Source organism: Phytohabitans rumicis (assembly GCF_011764445.1).
GTDB lineage: Bacteria > Actinomycetota > Actinomycetes > Mycobacteriales > Micromonosporaceae > Phytohabitans > Phytohabitans rumicis.
In genome coordinates this window covers 3442556-3462257 of sequence record NZ_BLPG01000001.1, presented here as the reverse complement: position 1 = coordinate 3462257, position 19702 = coordinate 3442556, and the positions used below count along the sequence as shown (strand labels likewise).

Here is a 19702-nt window from a genome sequence, read left to right as displayed (position 1 = left end):
TTGATCACAGGGCAGCGGTGAGGAGATCGACCGCGGACGCCTGGCGGGCCGTGTCGGCACGGTCGAACGGGCCCGCCCAGTGCAAGCCATATAGGGGGCCCTGCGCCGACATCGCCGACCTCGCCTGGCGTTCGATGTAAGGGCGGTAGGGGCGGTCGGGCAGGACCCGGTCCAGCTCGTCGAGGTTGCGGATGAAGATGCCCTTGAAGGAGGGCGCGTCGTCGTCGGCTCCCCGGGCCTCGCTCGGCTCGGTCAGGATGCCGCCGGGCGACAGGTACGCGCTGGTGGTCGTGGCCGTGGCGATCCGCCGCGCGACGGCGAGCAGGGCGTCGTCGCCGGTGGCCCGGCGCAGCTCGACCAGGGCGCCGAGGATGACGCCCTGGTTGTACGTCCAGGTCTCGCCGCCGTTGTTGACGCACTGGCTCAACCCGTCGTTGACCAGGCCCTCGTCGTTGAGCATCCCGCTGGCCAGGAACCAGCGCCAGGTCTCCAGTGCGCGGTCGAGGTCGGCGGTGTCACCCGGGGTCCGGTTGTGCAGGGAGGCGAGGAGCTTGAGGTACAGCTCGTTGCTGATCGCGTTCTTGTACGTCCGCTCGACGTCCCACCAGACGCCGCCCCCGCAGGTGCCGTCCCAGTACTCGCCGACGAACTCGGCACCGGTCCGGGCGATGTCCAGGTATCGCCGCTCGCCGGTCAGGTCGTACGCGCGGACCAGCGCGAGCGCCCACCAGGCGGTGTCGTCGGTGGAGTCGGCCCGGAACTCCCCGCCCATGTAGACCCGCCGCTGGATCTCCACGGTGTGGTCGAGCACCCACAGGTATTCGGTGTCGCCGGTGCGCAGCATGTAGTCCAGCAGGGCCTGCAGCGCGTTGCCGGACTGCCACCACGGGCGCTCGGGCTCCCACCGCCCGGTCGGCCGGTCGTAGAACCCCATCATCGCGTCGACGGCCGCCCGGGCCGCCCGTTGCAGGCTCATGCGGCTCCGAAGACAAGGCCGAACCGGAACGGCCCGGGGCGGAGCTGGTGCTGCGGCAGGACGCCCGGGCCGCAGGAGGCCGACCCGATGCCGTGGTGCGCGGCGTCCAGGTTGACGTACACCCGGTCGCGCGGGCGCAACTGGTGGGCGTGCTGGGCGGCGTCGAGGTCCTCGCTGGTCCACCGGCGCGCGGTCAGGATGAACGCCGGATCCCCCTCGACGCGGATGCCCCGCCCGGCACCGTCGGTGAGGGTGGCCCAGCGCACGTCGACGCGGGCACCGTTCTCCTGCGGAAACACGTACGGGGTCTGCATCTGCTCGACGGTGCGGGCGAAGCGGCCGATCCGGGCCGCCGCGCGGGTGTCCGGGTACGCCTCGCCCGGCCCGCCGCCGAACCACTCCACGGTGCCGAGCTCCGCCGGCACCGCCATGCGCAGCCCGACCCGGGGAGCACGGTCGGCCACTCGCCGACCGGCTCGACGTCGACGGCGAGCCGCACCCGATCGCCCTCGTCCGTCCACCGGTACGTCACCGCGAACGCGAAGTCGGTCGCCGCCGTGCCGACCCGGGTGTGGACGGTGCGCACGCCGTCCACACAGGACGCCTCGACGAGCCGGTGGCGCAGGCGATGCAGCCCGGCCCGGCGCCAGCTCCACCGAGACCAGTCGCCGTCGAAGACGAAGTCGTTTTCCGGCCGGTCGTTGTCGGTGGGCGCCCGCCACAGGTCGAGCCGCGGCGCCTGCACCGGATATCCGGCGAGGCTCAGCAGCGCGCCGGTGCGCGGGTCGAACTCCGCCAGCTCGCGCTGTGCCGGCCGGCGCCGCGGGGTCGCGCGGGCCGGCGTGGCGAGCCGGCCCTGACCCCACGCCACCTCGTGGCCGGCCTCCGCCCACGGCGCGTCCGCCGCGAGGACCGCGCGGACGGTCAACCAGCGCTCCCCGGCCGCCGCCGGCAGCGCCGACAGGTCGGGCAGCGGGACCTCCGCCGTGCTTCCAGGCGCCATCACGGGTACGCCCAGCGCGCCACCGCCGACCGGCGATCCCTCGTCCTCGACCGTCCAGACGAAGCGCAGATCCGCGGTGTTCGCGTGGTCGCGGCGGCTGGTCACGGTGACGGTGTCGCCGATCGCGATCCGCACCGGCTCGGCGACCTTCTTGTACTCCAGCAGGCCCGGGGACGGCGTACGGTCCGGGAAGACCAGCCCGTCGATGACGAAGTGTCCATCGTGGAGGGGCTCGCCGAACTCCCCGCCGTACGCGTACCAGACCGTGCCGTCGGGCTCCTCGCGGCGGATCCCGTGGTCGATCCACTCCCAGACGAACCCGCCCTGGCACCGCTCGTACGCGTCGAACAGCTCCTCGTACTCGCTCAGGCCGCCGGGGCCGTTGCCCATCGCGTGGGCGTACTCGCAGAGGATGAACGGGAGCGAGCGGCGGTGGGCGTCGGCCGCCGGGTCTTCCGTCACGGGTTCCGCGCGCCGGCCGATCGCGTCGACGTCCGCGTAACCGGCGTACATCCGGCTGAACACGTCGGCGTAGCGGTTGTCCGCCCAGTCGCCCTCGTAGTGCACCGGGCGGTCCGGGTCGCGCTCGTGCGCCCAGCCGGCCATCGCGGCCAGGTTTTCGCCGGTGCCGGACTCGTTGCCGAGCGACCACATGACGACGCTGGGATGGTTCTTGTCGCGCTCCACGGTACGGCGGATCCGGTCGATCAGCGCGACCTTCCACTGTGGATCGCCGGACGGGTTGCCACGCCAGTCCATCTCACCGAAGCCGTGTGTCTCCAGGTCGCACTCGTCGACGACCCACAGGCCGTACTCGTCGCAGAGGTCGAGAAAGGCGGGGTCCGGCGGGTAGTGGCTGGTGCGCACCGCGTTGACGTTGTGCCGCTTCATCAGCAGCACGTCCTCGCGCATGGTGGCGAGCGGCACCGCACGCCCGTGCTCCGGGTGCCACTCGTGCCGGTTGACCCCGCGGAAGCGGATCGGCCGGCCGTTGACCTTCAGCAAACCGTCCTCGATGGACACCGTGCGGAAGCCGATCCGCACCGGCACCCGCTCGCCATGCGTGTGCAGTACGCCGTCGTACAGCCGGGGCGACTCCGCCGACCACGGCTCGACGCCGGGGAAGGCATACGGTCCGGCGGCGGGCGCGTCCGCCAGGCCCAGCTCGGGCAGCGTGATCCGGGCGCCCGGATCGGTGTCGACGCGCAGCGTGCCGGTGCCGGTCGTATGGTCATAGCCGGCGTGGACGAAGTAGTCGGCGATCCCGGTGGGCGGCCGGGCGATGAGCGACACCGAGCGGAAGATGCCGGACAGCCACCACATGTCCTGGTCCTCCAGGTAGCTGCCGGAGGACCACTGGTGCACCCGCACCGCGAGCACGTTGCGGCCGGGGCGCAGGGCCCCGCCGGCGGCGAACTCGGCCGGCAGCCGGCTGCCCTTGGCGTGCCCCAGCTCGTGGCCGTTGAGCCAGACCTTGTAGCAGGAGTCGACGCCCTCGAACCGGAGCACGGCCGCGCCTACGGGCCAGTCCGGCGGCAGCTCGAACGCCCGCCGGTACTCGCCTGTCGGGTTCTCGTCCGGCGCGTACGGCGGGTCGATCGGGAACGGGAAGTCCACATTGGTGTATGCCGGCGACCCGTAGCCGTGCAACTGCCAGTGCGACGGCACGGCGAGCGTGTCCCACCCGCCGTCGTCGAAGTCGGGGCGCTCGAAGCCGTCGGTGACCTGGTCCACCCGCGGCGCCAGGCGGAACCGCCACGGGCCGTCCAGGTCCACGACCGGGGCGTCGGACCGGTACGCGGCCCGCGGCGCGAGCACGCCCGCCCCGGGCTGACGTCGTCGTAGTACGGCACTACGCCTCGATCACCTCGACGCCGGCGTCGCGCAGCCGCGCGCAGGTCGCCGGGTCGGCTCCCGTGTTGGTGACGACGATGTCGAGGTCTTCCGGGCCGCAGACCCGGGCCACCCCCGTACCCGGGAACTTGGTGGCGTCGGCCAGCAGGATGATCTGCTCGGAGGCCGCGATCATCGCCCGCTTGATCGAGACCTCGACGACCGTCGTGTCCATCACCTGCCCGTCGGCGCGCACCCCGCTCGTACCGAGGAAGAGCTTGTCCGCGCGGACCTGGCGCAGCGCGTCCTCGGTGAGGAACCCGACGAGCGAGCGGTAGCTGCGCCGCACCACGCCGCCCAGCAGGATGAGCTGGATGTCGGAGTCCTCGGCGAGCACCTCGTAGACCGCGAGGTTGCTGGTGATGACCGTCAGCGCGCGCCCCCGCAGCGTGTACGCCAGGCGGTGCGCCGTGGTGCCGATGTCGAGCAGGATCGTGTCGCCATCCTTGATCAGCTCGGCGCACCGCGCGACGATCGCGTCCTTCTCCTCCACCCGGACCGTGGCGACCTCGGCGAACGGCTCGTCGGGGTCGGCGACCGACACGGCGCCGCCGTACACCCGGGTGAGGCGGCCGGCGCGGTCCAGCTGGACCAGGTCGCGGCGGATGGTCGCCTGGCTCACACCGAGGCGCTCGGCCAGCGCTCCTACGGCCGCGGGGCCGTCGGCACGGAGGCTCCGGAGGATCAACTCGTGGCGCTGCTGCGCAAGCATGTCGGGATCCTAGCAGTCATAATCGCTCATCGCGGCCCAGGATCCTGCACGACTTCTATCGCATCCGATCGGGGAGTGCGCGAGTATGCGCATTTTTGAAGCGTGCCTCGGGCGCCCCGCGTCCTCGACAGATACCATAGGGGGGTATAGTGTGGTGCCATGACCGCGAAGCTGCACGCCGTGACCGGGCTGATCGAGCTGCAGATCGGCGGGATGACGTGTGCCTCCTGCGCGGCGCGGATCGAGAAGAAGCTCAACCGGCTCGACGGGGTGACCGCGACGGTCAACTACGCCACCGAGAAGGCCCGGGTCGAATTTCCGCCGTCGCTGTCCCCGCAGGACCTGATCGCCACGGTGGAGAAGACGGGATACACCGCCCGCGTACCCGCGCCGGTGGCCGCCGCGCCGGTTTCTCCCAGCGACGGCGAGGACCTGCGGGAGCTGCGCCTGCGGCTGTGGATCAGCGTCGTCCTGGCCGTGCCGGTGATCGTGCTGTCGATGGTGCCGGCGCTCCAGTTCACGTACTGGCAGTGGCTGACCGCGATGCTCGCCGCCCCCGTGGTGGTGTACGGCGGGTGGCCGTTTCACAAGGCGGCCTGGACCAACCTGCGGCACGGGGCCGCGACCATGGACACGCTGATCTCGATGGGCACGCTGGCCGCGTTCGCCTGGTCGATGTACGCGCTGTTCCTCGGCGGCGCGGGCGAGCCGGGCATGACGCACCCGTTCCGGCTCACCATCGAGCGGGGCGCCGGCGCGGACAGCCTCTACCTGGAGGTGGCCGCCGGCGTGACGGCCGCGATCCTGGCCGGCCGGTACTTCGAGGCCCGGGCCAAGCGCCGCGCCGGCGCCGCCCTGCGCGCGCTGCTGGAGCTGGGCGCCAAGGAGGTCGCCGTGCTGCGGGACGGCCGGGAGGAGCGCATCCCGACCGACCGGCTCGCGGTCGGCGACCGGTTCGTCGTACGCCCCGGCGAGAAGATCGCCACCGACGGCGTCGTCGAGGACGGCAGCTCGGCCGTGGACGCGAGCATGCTCACCGGCGAGCCGGTGCCGGTGGAGGTCGGGCCGGGTGACGGGGTGGCCGGCGCGACGGTCAACGCGGGCGGGCGGCTCGTCGTACGGGCCACCCGGGTCGGCGCCGACACCCAGCTCGCGCAGATGGCCAAGCTGGTGGAGGACGCGCAGAACGGCAAGGCCGCGGTGCAGCGCCTCGCCGACCGGGTCTCCGGGATCTTCGTGCCGATCGTGATCGCACTCGCGGTGGGCACGCTCGGCTTCTGGCTGGGCACCGGCGGGGCGGTGGGCGCCGCGTTCACGGCCGCCGTCGCCGTACTCATCATCGCCTGCCCGTGCGCCCTGGGCCTGGCCACGCCGACCGCGCTGCTGGTGGGCACCGGCCGGGGCGCCCAGCTCGGCATCCTGATCAAGGGGCCCGAGGTGCTGGAGTCCACCCGTCGCGTCGACACGGTCGTGCTGGACAAGACCGGGACGGTGACGACCGGCCACATGTCCCTAGTGGAAGTGGTTGGCGACGAGCTCGCGCTCCGCCGGGCCGGCGCGCTGGAGCACGCCTCCGAGCACCCCATCGCCAGGGCCATCGCGGCGGCGGCCGCCGAGCGGGTCGGTGCCCTGCCGCCGGTCGGTGACTTCGTCAACGTCGAGGGCCTCGGCGTTTCCGGCACGGTCGACGGCATGGACGTGCTGGTCGGGCGGCCGGCGCTGCTGACCGAGCGCGGGTACGAGCTGCCGGCCGCCCTGGCCCAGGCGGTCGAGGCGGCGCAGGCGCTGGGGCGTACCCCCGTGGTGGTGGGCTGCGACGGCGCGGTCCGCGCCGTGCTCGTGGTGGCCGACACGGTCAAGCCCACGAGCGCCGAGGCGGTCCGCCAACTGCGCGGCCTGGGCCTGACCCCGGTGCTGCTCACCGGCGACAACGCCGCCGCGGCCCGCGCGGTGGCCGGCCAGGTGGGCATCGACGAGGTGATCGCCGACGTGCTGCCGGCGGGCAAGGTCGACGTGGTCAAGCGGCTACAGGCCGAGGGCAAGACCGTGGCGATGGTCGGCGACGGCGTCAACGACGCGGCCGCGCTGGCCCAGGCCGACCTGGGCCTGGCCATGGGCACCGGCACGGACGTCGCGATCGAGGCGTCCGACCTGACCCTCGTGCGGGGTGACCTGCGGGTCGCCGCCGACGCGATCCGGCTCTCCCGGCGCACCCTCGGCACGATCAAGGGCAACCTCTTCTGGGCGTTCGCCTACAACATCGCGGCCCTGCCGCTGGCCGCCGCCGGCCTGCTCAACCCGATCATCGCGGGCGCCGCGATGGCGTTCTCCTCGGTGTTCGTGGTCTCCAACAGCCTGCGACTGCGGGCGTTCCGCTAGAGCGCTTTCGGAGTCGCGGGCCGGGCTGATGGCGGGTCCGGTGCGTCGTAACGATTCTCAGGCAGATTTACCCCGGTCCGTGTCACCTGCGGGCCGCATGCTCCCGCGGGCACCGCGCAGGTCGGCGGCTCGCGGAGCGAGCCGAGATCCCCGACCCGCGCTGCCAGGTCCGCGAGACAAGCCCGCCCGGGGTCCGACAGGGAAACCGTTCGCGGGGGCGAACGCTCTCTAGACGATGCGCCACCAGCCCGCGCGCGGGCGGCATCGGTCCTTCGGTGATCAGGGCGCTCTCTTGCGCCTTTTGATCTTTCTTGGTGGGGCAGGGCGGGATCTTGTGGGCGGAAATGCCCGACATAAACGGACGCAAGATCCCGGTTTGGCCCACCAAGAAAGATCAACGGCTCCGTGGGAGATCAGACACGCCGCGGACCGGGCCTGCCGTCCGTGCCCCGTCCGTCGATCAAGGATTTCGCGTCGATCAAGGGTAAACGGTCGTGGATCGGAGATGAAAGCACGACCATTCGCCCTTGATCGACGGGGAAGTCCTTGATCGGCGCGCGGGGCGGGGCGCGCGGGCGGGGGTGGGGGTCAGGGGGTTAGGTGGACTTTGCGGAGGAGTTGGGCGTTTAGGGCGACGATGATCGTGGAGGCGGACATCAGGACGGCGCCGATTGCGGGGCTTAGCGTGATGCCGGCCCAGGCTAGGACGCCGGCGGCGAGCGGGATGGCGAGGATGTTGTAGCCGGCGGCCCAGCCGAGGTTCTGGATCATCTTCCGGTACGACGCGCGGGACAGCCGGATGACGCCGGCGACCCCGCGCGGGTCGGACGAGGCGAGCACCACGCCGGCGGACTCGATGGCGACGTCGGTGCCGGCGCCGATCGCGATGCCCACGTCGGCCCGGGCCAGCGCGGGCGCGTCGTTGACGCCGTCGCCGACCATCGCGACGGTGTGCCCGCGGGATTGCAGGTCGGCGACCGTGCGGTCCTTGTCTGCGGGGAGGACCTCGGCGAAGACCTCGTCGAGTCCGAGTTGCGCGCCAACCGAGTCGGCGACCGCGCGCGCGTCACCGGTGATCATGGCGATCTTTCGCACGCCCGACTCGCGAAGCTCGGCGATGGCCTGGCGGGCTTCGGGGCGTACCTCGTCTTCGAGGGCGAACGCGCCGCGCACTTCCGGCTCGCCGGTGCCGAGGCGGATCAGGTGCAGGACGGCGGCGCCCCGCTCGGCCCACTCTTCGGCCTTCCGGGCCAGGTCGTCGGGGACCCGGGCACCGAGCTCTCGCAGCAGGGCGGGACCGCCCACGGCGTACTCGATGCTGTTTATCGAAGCCTGCACGCCGCGGCCGGGCAGCGATCGGAAGTTGCTGGCCTGGGCCGGCCGATCGGCGGCCGCGACGATCGCCTTGGCGAGCGGATGCTCGCTGTCGGCCTCGACCCCGGCGGCGAGTGACAGGACGTCCTCGCCGCCCGCGACGCCCGTGACCTTGTGGGCGCCCTTGGTGAGGGTGCCGGTCTTGTCGAACAGGACGGCGTCGACGGTGCGCATGCGCTCCAGGGCGAGGCGGTCCTTGACCAGGATGCCGGCCCGCGCGGACACCGCGGTGGACAGCGCGATCACCAGCGGGATGGCCAGCCCGAGGGCGTGCGGGCAGGCGATGACCAGGACCGTCACGGTACGGACGACCGCCTGGTCCGCGTCGCCGAGCGCCCACCACGCGACGAACGTGACCGCCGCGGCGGCGGTGGCGATGTAGAAGAGCAGCGCGGCGAACCGGTCGGCGAGCACCTGGGCCCGGCCGCTGGACTCCTGGGCCTGGGCGACCAGGCGCTGGATGCCGGCGAGCGCGGTGTCCTCGCCGACCGCCTCGACCCGTACGCGGATGGACGAGTCGGTGGCGACGGTGCCGGCGACCACCCGGTCGCCCGTGCCCCGGGGCACCGGCCGGGATTCGCCGGTGATCATGGATTCGTCCAGCTCGGCGGCGCCCTCGACGATGCGCCCGTCGGCGGGCACGCGGCCGCCGGAGCGGACCAGGAGGACGTCGCCGGGGCGCAGCTCGTCGATCGACTTGCGTTCGCCGGTCACCAGCTCGGCCTCGTCGGGCAGCAGTGCGGCGAGCGCCGCGAGGGCACCCTGAGCCTGGCCGATGGCCTTCATCTCCTGCCAGTGGCCCAGCAGCATGATCGTGACCAGCGCGGCCAGCTCCCACCAGAAGTCCAGGTCGAACACGTCGACCGCGGTGGCGAGCGAGGCCACGTAGGCCACCGTGATGGCCATCGAGATCAGCAGCATCATGCCGGGCGCCCGGTCGCGCACCTCCCGGACCGCGCCGACCAGGAACGGCCAGCCGCCGTAGAAGAACACGACCGACCCGAGCACCGGGCCGACCCAGGAGATGCCCGGGAAGTCGAGGGAGTAGCCGAACCAGTCCATGACCATCTCGCTGGTCACCACGACCGGCACGGTCAGTGCCAGGCTGAGCCAGAACTTGCGGCGGAACATCTCCGGGTCGTGCCCGGCGTGCTTGTCGTGGCCGTGGTGATCGTGGTGATCGTGGGCATCCATTCGGCTACTATACCCCCTAGGGTATGAGCGCAAGGGTATGCTGGCGGCATGGACCACAGCGCTCACGGCCAGCACGGCTACATCCACAACAAGGACGACTACCTCAAGCGGCTGCGGCGCATCGAGGGGCAGGCGCGCGGACTGCAGCGGATGGTCGAGGAAGAGAAGTACTGCATCGACATCCTGACCCAGGTGTCGGCGATGACCAAGGCTCTCCAGTCGGTCGCGCTGGGCCTGCTCGATGAGCACCTGAGTCACTGCGTGGTGCAGGCCGCGGCGTCCGGGGGCACCGAGGCGGACGAGAAGGTCCGCGAGGCGTCCGAGGCGATCGCGCGGCTCGTGCGCTCATGACGGGCGCGGAGCCCATGGTGGTGGACAACTCGGCGGCGGGCCGCTTCGAGGTGCACGTGGACGGCGAGGTGGCCGGCGTCGCCCTCTACAAGCGGAGGGGGGCGACGATCTCGTTCACGCACACCGAAATTGACAGCCGCTTCGAGGGGCGCGGGCTAGGCTCGGTGCTGGTCCGAGGGGCCCTCGACGCCGCTCGTGCGGAAGGGGCCGCGGTGCTGCCGTTCTGCCCCTTCGTGCGCAGCTATATCGAGCGCCACCCCGAGTACCTCGACCTGGTCCCCGCGGGCGACCGCGGACGGTTCGACTTGGAGCGTGTGCAGTGATCGAGGTTGCCTCCCTGGCCGAGCTCGAAGAGATCGTGGGGGAGCCCACGCCCGCCGTCGCCAACAAGGCACGCAAGGCCCTGCACGAGAACGACCGGCAGTGGCTGGCCAAGTCGCCGTTCTGCCTGATCGCGACCGCGGGCGCGGACGGGGCCTGCGACGTCTCGCCGAAGGGCGACCCGCCCGGCTTCGCGCTGGTGCTCGACGACACCACCATCGCGATCCCGGACCGCCCCGGCAACCGGCGCGTCGACGGCTTCCGCAACGTGCTGGCCAACCCGCATGTGGGCCTCCTCTTCCTGATCCCCGGCCGGGGCGACACGCTGCGCGTCAACGGCCGGGCCCGGCTGGTGCGCGAGGCGCCGTTCTTCGACCAGATGGTCGTCAAGGGACACCGGCCCCGCCTCGCCCTGGTCGTGGAGATCGAGCAGGTCTTCTACCACTGCTCCAAGGCGTTCCTGCGGTCCGCGCTGTGGCTGCCGGAGACGTGGGACCCGGATGCGCTGCCGTCCCGCGCCCGGATCGCCAAGGACCTGGAACGCAAGGACGACCCGCTGGAGGAATTGGAGCGCTACTACGGCCCGGAGTACGCCAAGAAGCTATACGGCTGACGAGCGTCCAATTTGCACCCATGAAGGTCACGGCCAGGTCACAAAGGCCGTGTGGGGAGTGACACTCATTGTCGCGGAGCGAAGGATCGCGAGTCGTGCCCTGCACAACAGGGCCCTTGTCTCCGGAGGAACCGTACGTGAGAAAACTCCCCAGTTGGGGGCGGCGAAGCGCTGCTCTGCTGCTCGCGTCAGGCGTGGCGGCAGGCATGACGCTGGTGGGCGGCGGAGCCCCCGCCATCGCCGACCCGACCGACGAACCCGATGTCCTCAAGAGCGCACCCGTGGACACGCTGGGCGCCCACGACGTCGACCTGCTCGCCGAGGCGGAGGCGAAGGGTCAGCAGCACGTCATGCTGATCGTCGCCACCGACAAGGGTGAGACGAACGACGTCGCCAGCGAGCTGACCAAGCTCGGCGCCACGGTCGCCAAGCGGTACGACGGCGTCGGCTACGTACGCGCGCAGGTCCCCACCAAGTCCGTCCTCAAGGCCGCCAAGCTGCCCGGCGTCGCCGCGATCGACCTCAACGAGTCGATCGCGCTGCCCGACCCGGTGCAGGACGCGAAGCCGGGAGCCAGCGCCACCGGGACGCAGGCCGTCGCCGGGCCGGGCCCCAGCACCCCGGCCGCCAACCCGTTCATGCCGACGCACGAGACCGGCGCCGTCGCGTTCAAGCAGCAGCACCCCACGTGGGACGGCCGCGGCGTGACGATCGGCATCCTCGACTCCGGCGTGGACCTGGACAACCCGGCCCTGGCCACGACGACGACCGGCGAGCGGAAGATCGTGGACTGGTTCACCGCGACCGACCCGATCTTCGACGTGGACGGCACCTGGCGGGCCATGCTCACCACCGTGACCGGCCCGACGTTCACGTTCGCGGGAGGCACCTGGACCGCGCCCGCCGGCAGCTACAAGATCAACCGGTTCAACGAGGCGACGACGGCCGGCGGCGACAACGCCGGTGACGTCAACCGGGACGGCGACACCACCGACCTCTTCGGTGTCCTGTACGACCCGGTCAGCCACGACATCCGCGTCGACACGAACCAGAACCTCAACTTCACCGACGACGCCGTGATGCGGCCGTACAAGGAGAGGTTCGACGTCGGCCACTTCGGTACGGACAACCCGGCCACCGCGGTGCGCGACCAGATGCCGTTCGTGGTCGAGTTCCGCGAGGACGTCGACACCACCCCGGCCGGCCTGCCGGGCGTCGCGGACTTCGTCAACATCGGCCTCGTGGAGAGCTCGCACGGCTCGCACGTCGCCGGCATCACCGCCGCGAACGACATGCTGGGCAACCCCGTGTTCGACGGTGCCGCCCCGGGCGCGAAGATCGTCTCCGGGCGGGCCTGCAACTGGAGCGGCGGCTGCACCGCGGCGGCGCTCATGGACGGCATGGCCGACCTGGTCATCAACCGCGGCGTCGACGTCGTGAACATGTCGATCGGCGGCCTGCCCGCGTTCAACGACGGCAACAACGCCCGCGGCGAGCTCTACAACCGGCTGATCAGCGACTACGGCGTACAGCTGGTCATCTCGGACGGCAACGACGGTCCGGGCGTGAACTCGGCCGGCGACCCCGGCGTGGTCACCGACGTGATCAGCGTGGCGGCCAGCATCAGCAAGGAGACCTGGCTGGCCAACTACGGCTCGGTGGTGCGCAAGAAGAACGCGCTGTTCAACTTCTCCTCGCGCGGGCCGCGCGAGGACGGCGGCTTCAAGCCCAACATCACCGCGCCGGGCGCGGCCATCTCCACCGCCCCCATGTGGCAGCCGGGCTCACCGGTCGCCGAGGCCGGCTACAGCCTGCCGCCGGGCTACCTGATGGCCAACGGTACGTCGATGTCGTCCCCGCAGACCGCGGGTGCGGTGGCCCTGCTGCTGTCCGCCGCGAAGGCGACCGACCGGGGCGTCACCCCGGCCGCGCTGCGCCGGGCGCTGTACAGCTCGGCCAAGTGGATCGACGGCGTGCCCGCGTTCGGGCAGGGCAGCGGCATGGTCAACGTGCCGGGCGCCTGGTCGCTGCTGCGCGGCGGCGTGCAGACCCGGACATACACCTCGCAGGCGCCGGTCTGCACCGAGCTGTCCAGCTTCCTGGAGACGCCCGGCGTGGGCACCGGCATCTACAACCGGTGCGCCGCGAGCAATGGCGGGCACAAGCCGGGGCAGTCCAAGTCGTACACGCTGAAGCTGACCCGGACGAGCGGGCCGGCCAAGGCGGTCACGCACCAGCTGAGCTGGCTGGGCAACGACGGCACGTTCTCCGCGCCGCGGTTCGTGGTGCTGCCGCTGAACAAGACCGTCAACATCTCCATCCAGGCCAAGCCGAGCGTCGGCGCGCACGGCGCGCTGCTGCGGGTCGACGACCCGGCCACGTCCACCGTGGACTACGAGGTGCTCAACACCGTGGTCGCGGCCAACGACGTGAAGCAGCCGAACTTCGCGTTCAGCGCCTCGGGCGAGGTGGACCGCAACTCGCACCAGACCTTCTTCGTCACCGTGCCGGCCGGCGCGGCGGCGCTGCAGGTCAACCTCTCCGGCATCGCGACCGGCTCGCAGACGCGGTTCATCACGTTCAACCCGCACGGCGTACGGCAGGAGGACAACAGCAGCCCGTTCTGCTACACGAACTTCTCCGACCCGGCGGTGTGCAAGCCGCAGGAGCGCTCGTACGAGAAGCCGATCCCGGGAGTCTGGGAGATCGAGGTCGAGTCCCGGCGTACGTCGCCGGCGCTCAACAACCCGTTCCAGCTCACCGCCCGGGTGCAGGGCGTCTCGGTCGCGCCGGAGGTGATCGACCTGCCGTCCGTGACGGCCGGCCAGGCCAACCCGGTCTCCTGGACGCTCACGAACCAGTTCGGCCCGATCAACGTGGCGGCCCAGGGCGGGTCGCTCGGTAGCGCCTCCGTCCAGCGTCCCACCATCGCCGACGGCGAGGTGCAGACGTACGACGTGGTCGTGCCGGCCGGCGCCACGTCGCTCGACGCGGTGATCGGCAACCCGAGTGACCCGGGTGCCGACCTGGACCTCTTCGTGTTCCGCGGTGCCACGCTGGTGGCGTTCGAGGCCGACGGCGACTCCGAGGAGTCGGTGTCGATCCCGAACCCGCAGCCCGGGACGTACACCATCGAGATCGACGGGTTCGCCGTGCCGGCGGGCTCGACGGCGTACGACTACCGCGACGTGTTCTACGCGGCGTCGCTCGGCTCGATCTCGGTGCCGTCCGCGCTGGTGACGCTGGCCAACGGCGCCACGACGACGGTCAGCGGCACGGTGACCGCGCTGTCGGTGCCGGCCGGCGGGCGCAGCCTCTTCGGCGAGGCGCTCTTCGTGACCGACGAGGGCGCCGTGGTCGGCCGCGGCGGCGTGGCGATCGGCACGGTCAGCTAGGGGTTTAGGTGCAAGGAAGGGCCCCCTGTTATCGCTTTTTGCATAGCAGGGGGCCCTTCCTTGCACCTAAGGAGGAGCATGAGGGCATGGTGCTCTACAAAGCAGCTGTCTGGGCCGCCAACAACGAGCCAATCCTGGAAGTGGCCCGCCGCCGGCCGCGGATGGGCGGCGCCTCGCTCATCGCGGGGCTGTGCTGCCTGGTGGTGGTCGCGATCGTCGTACTCGGGCTGATGATGGCGGCGCGCGGACGCCGGGGCCGCCGCTAGGCCGCGCCGCCCGCGCGGTGCTTCCAGCGCAGGCGGAACGGCATCACGGCGCTCTCCACCTTGGTACGGGTGGTCATCTTGGACGCCCCGCTGGTGCGCTCCTCGAAGCGGATCGGCACCTCGATGATCGTGTGGCCCTGCCGCGTCGCCAGGTAGTGCATCTCCACCTGGAAGCTGTACCCGTTCGACTGCACCCGGCTCAGGTCGACGTCGCGCAGCACGTCGGCCCGCCACACCTTGAAGCCCGCGGTCAGGTCGCGGATCCGCACGTTGAGCAGCGTGTGTACGTAGAAGTTGGCCCAGCCGGACAGGGCCCGGCGGTAGAACGGCCAGTTCTCGTCCAGCTCGCCGCCGGGTACGTAGCGTGACCCGATGACCACGCCGGCCTGGGTGGCCAGCAGCGTGCCGAGCAGGCCGGGCAGCGCCTCCGGCGGGTGCGACAGGTCAGCGTCCATCTGCGCGACGTACGCGGCGCCGGCGTCGAGCGCGCGGCTCATGCCGTCGACGTACGCCCGGCCGAGACCCTCCTTGCCCGCGCGGTGGACGACCGTGACGCGCCCCGGATTTTCCGTGGCGAGCTTGTCGGCCACCTCGCCGGTGCCGTCCGGAGAGTTGTCGTCGGCGATCAGCACGTGCAGCCCGGGTAGCCGGAGCGCGAGGAGCCGCTCGACGAGCCGGGGCACGTTGTCCACCTCGTTGAAGGTGGGAACGACAACAGTCAATGGAACGTCGCACCAGGGGGCGGGCAACTCGACAGCGTTTGTCACCGCGTTAGGGTAACGCTCGACCGTCGGCGCATCGAGGAGCACTGAGTGGAGCTACTGCATTCGGGCAAGGTCAGGGACGTGTACGCGGACGGCGACGACCTGATCCTGGTCGCCTCCGACCGGGTCTCGGTGTACGACGTGGTCCTCCCCACACCGATCCCGGACAAGGGCGCGGTGCTGACCCGGCTGTCTCTGTGGTGGTTCGAGCAGCTCGCCGACCTGGTGCCGCACCACGTCATCTCGGCGACGGATGTGCCCGCGGAGTTCGCCGGGCGGGCGATCCGCTGCCGGCGGCTGCGGATGGTGCCCGTCGAGTGCATCGCCCGCGGCTACCTCACCGGTCTCGGCCTCAAGGAGTACGAGAAGTCGGGCGCCGTGTCGGGCGTACCGCTGCCGTCCGGGCTGGTCGAGGCAGACCGGCTGCCGGAGCCGGTGTTCACCCCGACGACCAAGGCGCCGATCGGCGAGCACGACGAGTTCATCACGTACGACGACGTGGTCGCCGAGGTGGGCGCGGAGACGGCCGTGGAGCTGCGGCGGATCACGCTGGCGGTGTACCGGCGGGGCGCCGAGATCGCGGCCGAACGGGGCGTCATCATCGCCGACACCAAGATCGAGCTTGGCTGGGCGGCGGACGGCTCGCTGGTGCTGGGCGACGAGGTGCTGACCCCGGACTCGTCCCGGTTCTGGCCGGCCGACTCGTGGCAGCCGGGTCGGGCGCAGTTCTCGTTCGACAAGCAGTACCTGCGGGACTGGGCGGCCGGCACCGGCTGGGACAAGCAGGCTCCGGCGCCGGAGCTGCCCGCGGACGTGGTCGAGGTCTCCCGGGCGCGGTATGTGGAGATCTACGAGCGGCTGACCGGCCGGTCCTGGTAGACCCACCGGTCCCGGACGCTGCCCCAGTCGGGTGCGGGGCCGGGCAGTGGGCCGCCGCCCGGCGCGCGCAGCCCGTCGAGCACGAGCGCCATCCAGCGGTGCCGGTACGGGCCGCCCGGTAGCGCGCTCATCTCGCTGATCGTCAGCACGATGTCGGCGCTGGTGACGTCGGCACGCAGCGCGCCCTCGGCCTGGGCCCGCCCGATCATCTCGTCGATCGTCTTGTGCCCCCGATCGGCGAGCGCGAACATCTCCTCGGTCGCCGGAAACGTGCCCGCCAGCCGGGCCAGCGAGCCGACCCGCAGCTCCAGGCAGCGCCACATGTACCGGGTGAGCGCGGACCAGCCGTCCGGCTCCTCGGCGAGGGCCGCCTCGGCCTCGGCCATCGAGCGCTCCATCGAGGTGGTGCAGACCGCCCGCATCAGGTCGACCTTGCTGGGGTAGCGGCGGTAGAGCGTACCCATGCCGACCTCGGCCTTGGCGGCGATGGCCGACATCGGCGCGTCCGCGCCCAACTCGGCAAAGACCTCCCGGGCGGCGAGGAACACGGCCTCGTCGTTGCGGTCGGCCTCCGCGCGGCGGCTCATGTGACGGAGCTTACCGGCTTCCGGAGCGACTCATTCCGTTAGGCTCCAAGCGGAACCGAACGCTCCGCTCCGATTGGAGTCCCATGAAGCTGCTCGTCACCTGCGCGGCACAGTTCCTCGTCGTACTCGATGTGTCGATCGTCAACGTCGCCCTGCCGGCGATGCGCGACGACCTCGGGTTCGGCGCGACCGGCCTGGAGTGGGTGGTCAACGCGTACGCCCTGACGTTCGCCGGGTTCCTGCTGCTCGGCGGGCGGGCCGCCGACCTTTACGGCCGCCGCCGTACCCTGATCGCGGGCTTGGCGCTCTTCGCCGGTGCGAGCCTCGTGGGTGGCCTCGCGACCGCGCCCGGTGTGCTCGTCGCCGCCCGGGCCGCGCAGGGACTCGGCGGCGCGCTCCTCATGCCCGCCACTCTCGCGATCCTGACAACGACGTACCCGGAAGGGCCGAAGCGGGCCCGCGCGATCGCGGTGTGGAGCGCGGTCGGCGCGGCGGGCGGCGCGGCCGGCTCGGTGTTCGGCGGCCTGCTGACCGACCTGCTCTCCTGGCGGTGGACGTTGCTGATCAACGTGCCGATCGGCGCGGCGGTCATCGTCGCGGCGCTGCTCGTGCTCGACCCCGGCCGGGATGGCGCCGGGCGGCGCCTCGACGTGCTCGGCGCCGTGACCGCGACCGCCGGCCTGTCGGCGCTCGCGCTCGGTGTGACCCAGACCGCCCTCGTGCCACTGCTCGTCGGGCTGGCGTTGCTCGCGGTCTTCGTCGCCGTACAGGCGCGGGTCGCCCGCCAGCCGCTGATGCCGCTGCGGATCTTCCGATCCCGCGCGGTGACTGGCGCCAACGTTGTCATCCTGCTGACCGGCGCCGCGGGCTTCGCGATGTGGTACTTCATCTCGCTCTACCTGCAGAACGTGCGCGGCTACGGCGCCCTGACGACCGGTCTGGCGTTCCTGCCGCACACGTTCGCGATCATCGTGGCGGCCCGGCTCGCGCCCCGGCTGATGACGCGCTTCGGCGTACGCCCCCTGGTGGTGCTCGGGCGCTGGTGGCCGCCGCGGGCTTCGCCTGGCAGTCGCGGCTGACGGTCGACAGTGGACTCGTCACCGGGGTGCTGCTGCCGGGCGTGGTGATGACGTTCGGGATCGGGCTGACGTTCACCCCGCTGGCGGCGGCCGCCACGACCGGCGTGGAACGGTCGGACGCCGGCCTGGTGTCCGGCCTGCTGAACTCGTCCCGCCAGGTCGGCGGCTCGATCGGGTTGGCGGCGCTGGCCACGATCGCGGCGGGCCAGGGGGTGGCCGGCTACGGTCGCGCCTTCGAGGTCGCCGCGCTGACCCTGGTGGCGGCCGCGGCGGCGACGCTGCTCCTCCCCGGCCCACGCGCCTCGACGGTGACGGCACGCGCGCCGCGCACCGATCAAGGGTTTTTGCGTCGATCAAGGGCAAACGGTCGTGGATCGGAGATCAAAGCGCGACCATTTGCCCTTGATCGACGCAAAAACCCTTGATCGACGAGGCGGGCCTTGATCGGCGCGCGCAAGGAGGACGCGCGAGGGGCGCGCGGGGCGGGGGTGAGGGGTGGGTGGGAGGTGGGCTGCGCGCGGGGGAGGGCAACTAAGATTCGGACTGTGCGTGACATCGCGGTCTTTAGTGGTACTGCCCATCCCGAACTGGCGGAGGAGATCTGCGCCCACCTCGGCGTCCCGCTGCACCCCGTACGTGTCTCCCGCTTCGCGAACGACTGCCTGGAGGTGCAGCTCGAAGCGAACTGCCGGGAGCGGGACGTCTTCCTCATCCAGCCGCTCGTCCCGCCCGTACAGGAGCACCTGGTCGAGCTGTTGCTGATGCTGGACGCGGCCCGGGGCGCCTCGGCGGGGCGGATCACGGTGGTGATGCCGCACTACGCGTACGCCCGTTCGGACAAGAAGGACGAGCCGCGCATCTCGATCGGCGCGCGCCTGGTGGCGGACCTGCTGGCGACCGCGGGCGCCGACCGCGTGCTGGCCATGACGCTGCACTCCCCGCAGGTGCACGGCTTCTTCAGCATGCCGGTCGACCACCTGCACGCCCTGCGCGAGCTGGCCGCCCACTTCCGGCAGTACGACCTCACCGATGCCGTCGTTGTCTCGCCGGACCTCGGCAACGCCAAGGAGGCGTCGCACTTCGCCCGCATGATCGGTACGCCGGTGGCAGCCGGCGCCAAGCAGCGCTTCCCCGACGACCGGGTGCAGATCAGCGCGGTGATCGGCGACGTGGTGGACCGCGACGTGATCGTGCTGGACGACGAGATCGCCAAGGGCAGCACCGCCATCGAGCTGATGGATCACCTGCGCGAGCTGAAGGTCCGCTCGATCCGGCTCGCCTGTACGCACGGGCTCTTCTCCAGCGGCGCGCTGGACCGGCTCAGCGAGCAGGACGGCGTGCTCGAGATCGTGTGCACCAACACCGTGCCGATCCCGGCCACGAAGCGGGTGCCCAAGCTGCGGGTGCTCTCGGTGGCGCCGGCGCTCGCCGAGGCGATGCGTCGTATCCACAATGGCGAGTCAGTGAGCGCGCTCTTCGGCTAGCGTCGTGCTGATCCGTACCGTCGTGCCGTCCGGCCCGGTGCGTACGTCCATGTGGTCGCTGAGCCGGCGCGCCAGCCACAGCCCCCAGCCGCTCGGCGAGTCCGGTGCCGGCCGGCTGTCGGTCGGCGCGCCGCCGTCGAAGCCGTTTCCGGCGTCGGAGACCTCGCACTCGAGGGTGCCGTCGGCGCGCCAGAGCCGGATCTGGCCGGTGCCACCGCCATGCCGTACGGCGTTCGTGATCAGCTCGTTGACGGCGAGGACGAAGTCGTCGAGCCGCTGCCCGACCAGGCCCGCGGCGGCCACGCACGACGCGACGGCGTGCCGCAGCTGGGTCACCTGACTGCGTTCGAAGGTTTCGGCGAGCAGCGTCTCGATGCGCCCACCGTACCGAAGCGGCGACAGTGTCGCCGCTGCTGGACGCCGTGTGGGATG

At 71.6% G+C, this 19702-nt stretch carries 16 protein-coding genes and 1 pseudogene; 10 read left to right on the top strand and 7 right to left on the bottom strand.

All coding sequences use genetic code 11. The features are described 5' to 3' along the window. Positions 1-4: 4 nt before the first annotated feature. The 3 genes and pseudogenes from Prum_RS15120 to Prum_RS15110 form a co-directional block, all read right to left on the bottom strand. A complete protein-coding gene (locus Prum_RS15120) occupies positions 5-976 on the bottom strand; it encodes a glycoside hydrolase family 76 protein (protein WP_173077163.1) in 972 nt (323 codons plus the stop codon). Next, positions 973-3755, bottom strand: a pseudogene (locus Prum_RS15115) (glycoside hydrolase family 2 TIM barrel-domain containing protein). Before Prum_RS15115 ends, Prum_RS15120 begins: the two are co-directional and overlap by 4 nt. A gap of 76 nt (positions 3756-3831) precedes the next feature. After that, positions 3832-4584 (bottom strand): DeoR/GlpR family DNA-binding transcription regulator, encoded by a 753-nt coding sequence (locus Prum_RS15110; RefSeq protein WP_173077162.1) that lies wholly within the window; start codon positions 4582-4584, stop codon positions 3832-3834. Positions 4585-4743: 159 nt separating this feature from the next. Here Prum_RS15110 and Prum_RS15105 point away from each other — a divergent pair, with 159 nt between their 5' ends. Further along, positions 4744-6963, top strand: a complete 2220-nt coding sequence (locus Prum_RS15105) for a heavy metal translocating P-type ATPase (protein WP_173077161.1) — start codon at positions 4744-4746, stop codon at positions 6961-6963. A gap of 588 nt (positions 6964-7551) precedes the next feature. On the opposite strand, the gene Prum_RS15100 is transcribed toward Prum_RS15105, so the two are convergent. Next, positions 7552-9531, bottom strand: coding sequence for a copper-translocating P-type ATPase (locus tag Prum_RS15100; RefSeq protein WP_173077160.1), 1980 nt, complete (start codon positions 9529-9531; stop codon positions 7552-7554). 48 nt (positions 9532-9579) lie between these two features. On the opposite strand from Prum_RS15100, the gene Prum_RS15095 reads away from it, so the two are divergent. The 5 genes from Prum_RS15095 to Prum_RS15075 all read left to right on the top strand — a co-directional run bounded on the left by Prum_RS15095 (position 9580) and on the right by Prum_RS15075 (position 14477). Continuing rightward, positions 9580-9882 (top strand): metal-sensitive transcriptional regulator, encoded by a 303-nt coding sequence (locus Prum_RS15095; protein ID WP_173077159.1) that lies wholly within the window; start codon positions 9580-9582, stop codon positions 9880-9882. After that, the gene (locus Prum_RS15090) at positions 9879-10205 is read left to right on the top strand and encodes a GNAT family N-acetyltransferase (protein WP_173077158.1); all 327 of its coding nucleotides are present in this window, start codon (positions 9879-9881) and stop codon (positions 10203-10205) included. Before Prum_RS15095 ends, Prum_RS15090 begins: the two co-directional genes overlap by 4 nt. Then, positions 10202-10816, top strand: coding sequence for a pyridoxamine 5'-phosphate oxidase family protein (locus tag Prum_RS15085; RefSeq protein ID WP_218577249.1), 615 nt, complete (start codon positions 10202-10204; stop codon positions 10814-10816). Before Prum_RS15090 ends, Prum_RS15085 begins: the two co-directional genes overlap by 4 nt. 137 nt (positions 10817-10953) lie before the next feature. Next, positions 10954-14211, top strand: a complete 3258-nt coding sequence (locus Prum_RS15080) for a S8 family serine peptidase (protein WP_246277900.1) — start codon at positions 10954-10956, stop codon at positions 14209-14211. 86 nt (positions 14212-14297) lie between these two features. Next, on the top strand, positions 14298-14477 hold the full coding sequence (locus tag Prum_RS15075; RefSeq protein WP_173077156.1) for a hypothetical protein: 180 nt from the start codon (positions 14298-14300) through the stop codon (positions 14475-14477). Here Prum_RS15075 and Prum_RS15070 read toward each other — a convergent pair. Beyond that, positions 14474-15244, bottom strand: coding sequence for a polyprenol monophosphomannose synthase (locus Prum_RS15070; protein WP_173077155.1), 771 nt, complete (start codon positions 15242-15244; stop codon positions 14474-14476). The two genes, Prum_RS15075 and Prum_RS15070, sit on opposite strands and share 4 nt — an antisense overlap. A 45-nt stretch (positions 15245-15289) precedes the next feature. Here Prum_RS15070 and Prum_RS15065 point away from each other — a divergent pair, with 45 nt between their 5' ends. Continuing rightward, entirely contained in the window at positions 15290-16120 is an 831-nt protein-coding gene (locus Prum_RS15065) for a phosphoribosylaminoimidazolesuccinocarboxamide synthase (RefSeq protein WP_173077154.1), read from the top strand. Here Prum_RS15065 and Prum_RS15060 read toward each other — a convergent pair. Next, positions 16090-16707, bottom strand: coding sequence for a TetR/AcrR family transcriptional regulator (locus Prum_RS15060; protein WP_173077153.1), 618 nt, complete (start codon positions 16705-16707; stop codon positions 16090-16092). The two genes, Prum_RS15065 and Prum_RS15060, sit on opposite strands and share 31 nt — an antisense overlap. 83 nt (positions 16708-16790) lie before the next feature. Here Prum_RS15060 and Prum_RS15055 point away from each other — a divergent pair, with 83 nt between their 5' ends. The 3 genes from Prum_RS15055 to Prum_RS15050 all read left to right on the top strand — a co-directional run bounded on the left by Prum_RS15055 (position 16791) and on the right by Prum_RS15050 (position 19270). Then, entirely contained in the window at positions 16791-17786 is a 996-nt protein-coding gene (locus Prum_RS15055; RefSeq protein ID WP_218577248.1) for an MFS transporter, read from the top strand. Continuing rightward, complete coding sequence (locus Prum_RS49530) at positions 17750-18211, top strand: MFS transporter (protein ID WP_218577247.1); 462 nt, start codon at positions 17750-17752, stop codon at positions 18209-18211. The genes Prum_RS15055 and Prum_RS49530 overlap by 37 nt, the downstream gene beginning before the upstream one ends. A 120-nt stretch (positions 18212-18331) precedes the next feature. Next, positions 18332-19270 (top strand): ribose-phosphate diphosphokinase, encoded by a 939-nt coding sequence (locus Prum_RS15050; RefSeq protein ID WP_173077152.1) that lies wholly within the window; start codon positions 18332-18334, stop codon positions 19268-19270. Here the strand turns inward: Prum_RS15050 and Prum_RS15045 are convergent. Next, positions 19247-19672 carry an ATP-binding protein gene (locus Prum_RS15045; protein ID WP_173083766.1) on the bottom strand — a complete coding sequence of 142 codons (426 nt, stop codon included), beginning with the start codon at positions 19670-19672 and terminating at the stop codon, positions 19247-19249. The genes Prum_RS15050 and Prum_RS15045 overlap by 24 nt on opposite strands. Between the last annotated feature and the right edge of the window lie 30 nt (positions 19673-19702).

Bases quoted from the DNA above. Each gene is read 5' to 3' on its own strand.
- Prum_RS15090 (WP_173077158.1), top strand. From the start codon at position 9,879: ATGACGGGCGCGGAGCCCATGGTGGTGGACAACTCGGCGGCGGGCCGC.
- Prum_RS15120 (WP_173077163.1), bottom strand. From the start codon at position 976: ATGAGCCTGCAACGGGCGGCCCGGGCGGCCGTCGACGCGATGATGGGG.
- Prum_RS15055 (WP_218577248.1), top strand. From the start codon at position 16,791: ATGAAGCTGCTCGTCACCTGCGCGGCACAGTTCCTCGTCGTACTCGAT.
- Prum_RS15060 (WP_173077153.1), bottom strand. From the start codon at position 16,707: ATGAGCCGCCGCGCGGAGGCCGACCGCAACGACGAGGCCGTGTTCCTC.
- Prum_RS15100 (WP_173077160.1), bottom strand. From the start codon at position 9,531: ATGGATGCCCACGATCACCACGATCACCACGGCCACGACAAGCACGCC.
- Prum_RS15095 (WP_173077159.1), top strand. From the start codon at position 9,580: ATGGACCACAGCGCTCACGGCCAGCACGGCTACATCCACAACAAGGAC.
- Prum_RS15075 (WP_173077156.1), top strand. From the start codon at position 14,298: ATGGTGCTCTACAAAGCAGCTGTCTGGGCCGCCAACAACGAGCCAATC.
- Prum_RS15105 (WP_173077161.1), top strand. From the start codon at position 4,744: ATGACCGCGAAGCTGCACGCCGTGACCGGGCTGATCGAGCTGCAGATC.
- Prum_RS15110 (WP_173077162.1), bottom strand. From the start codon at position 4,584: ATGCTTGCGCAGCAGCGCCACGAGTTGATCCTCCGGAGCCTCCGTGCC.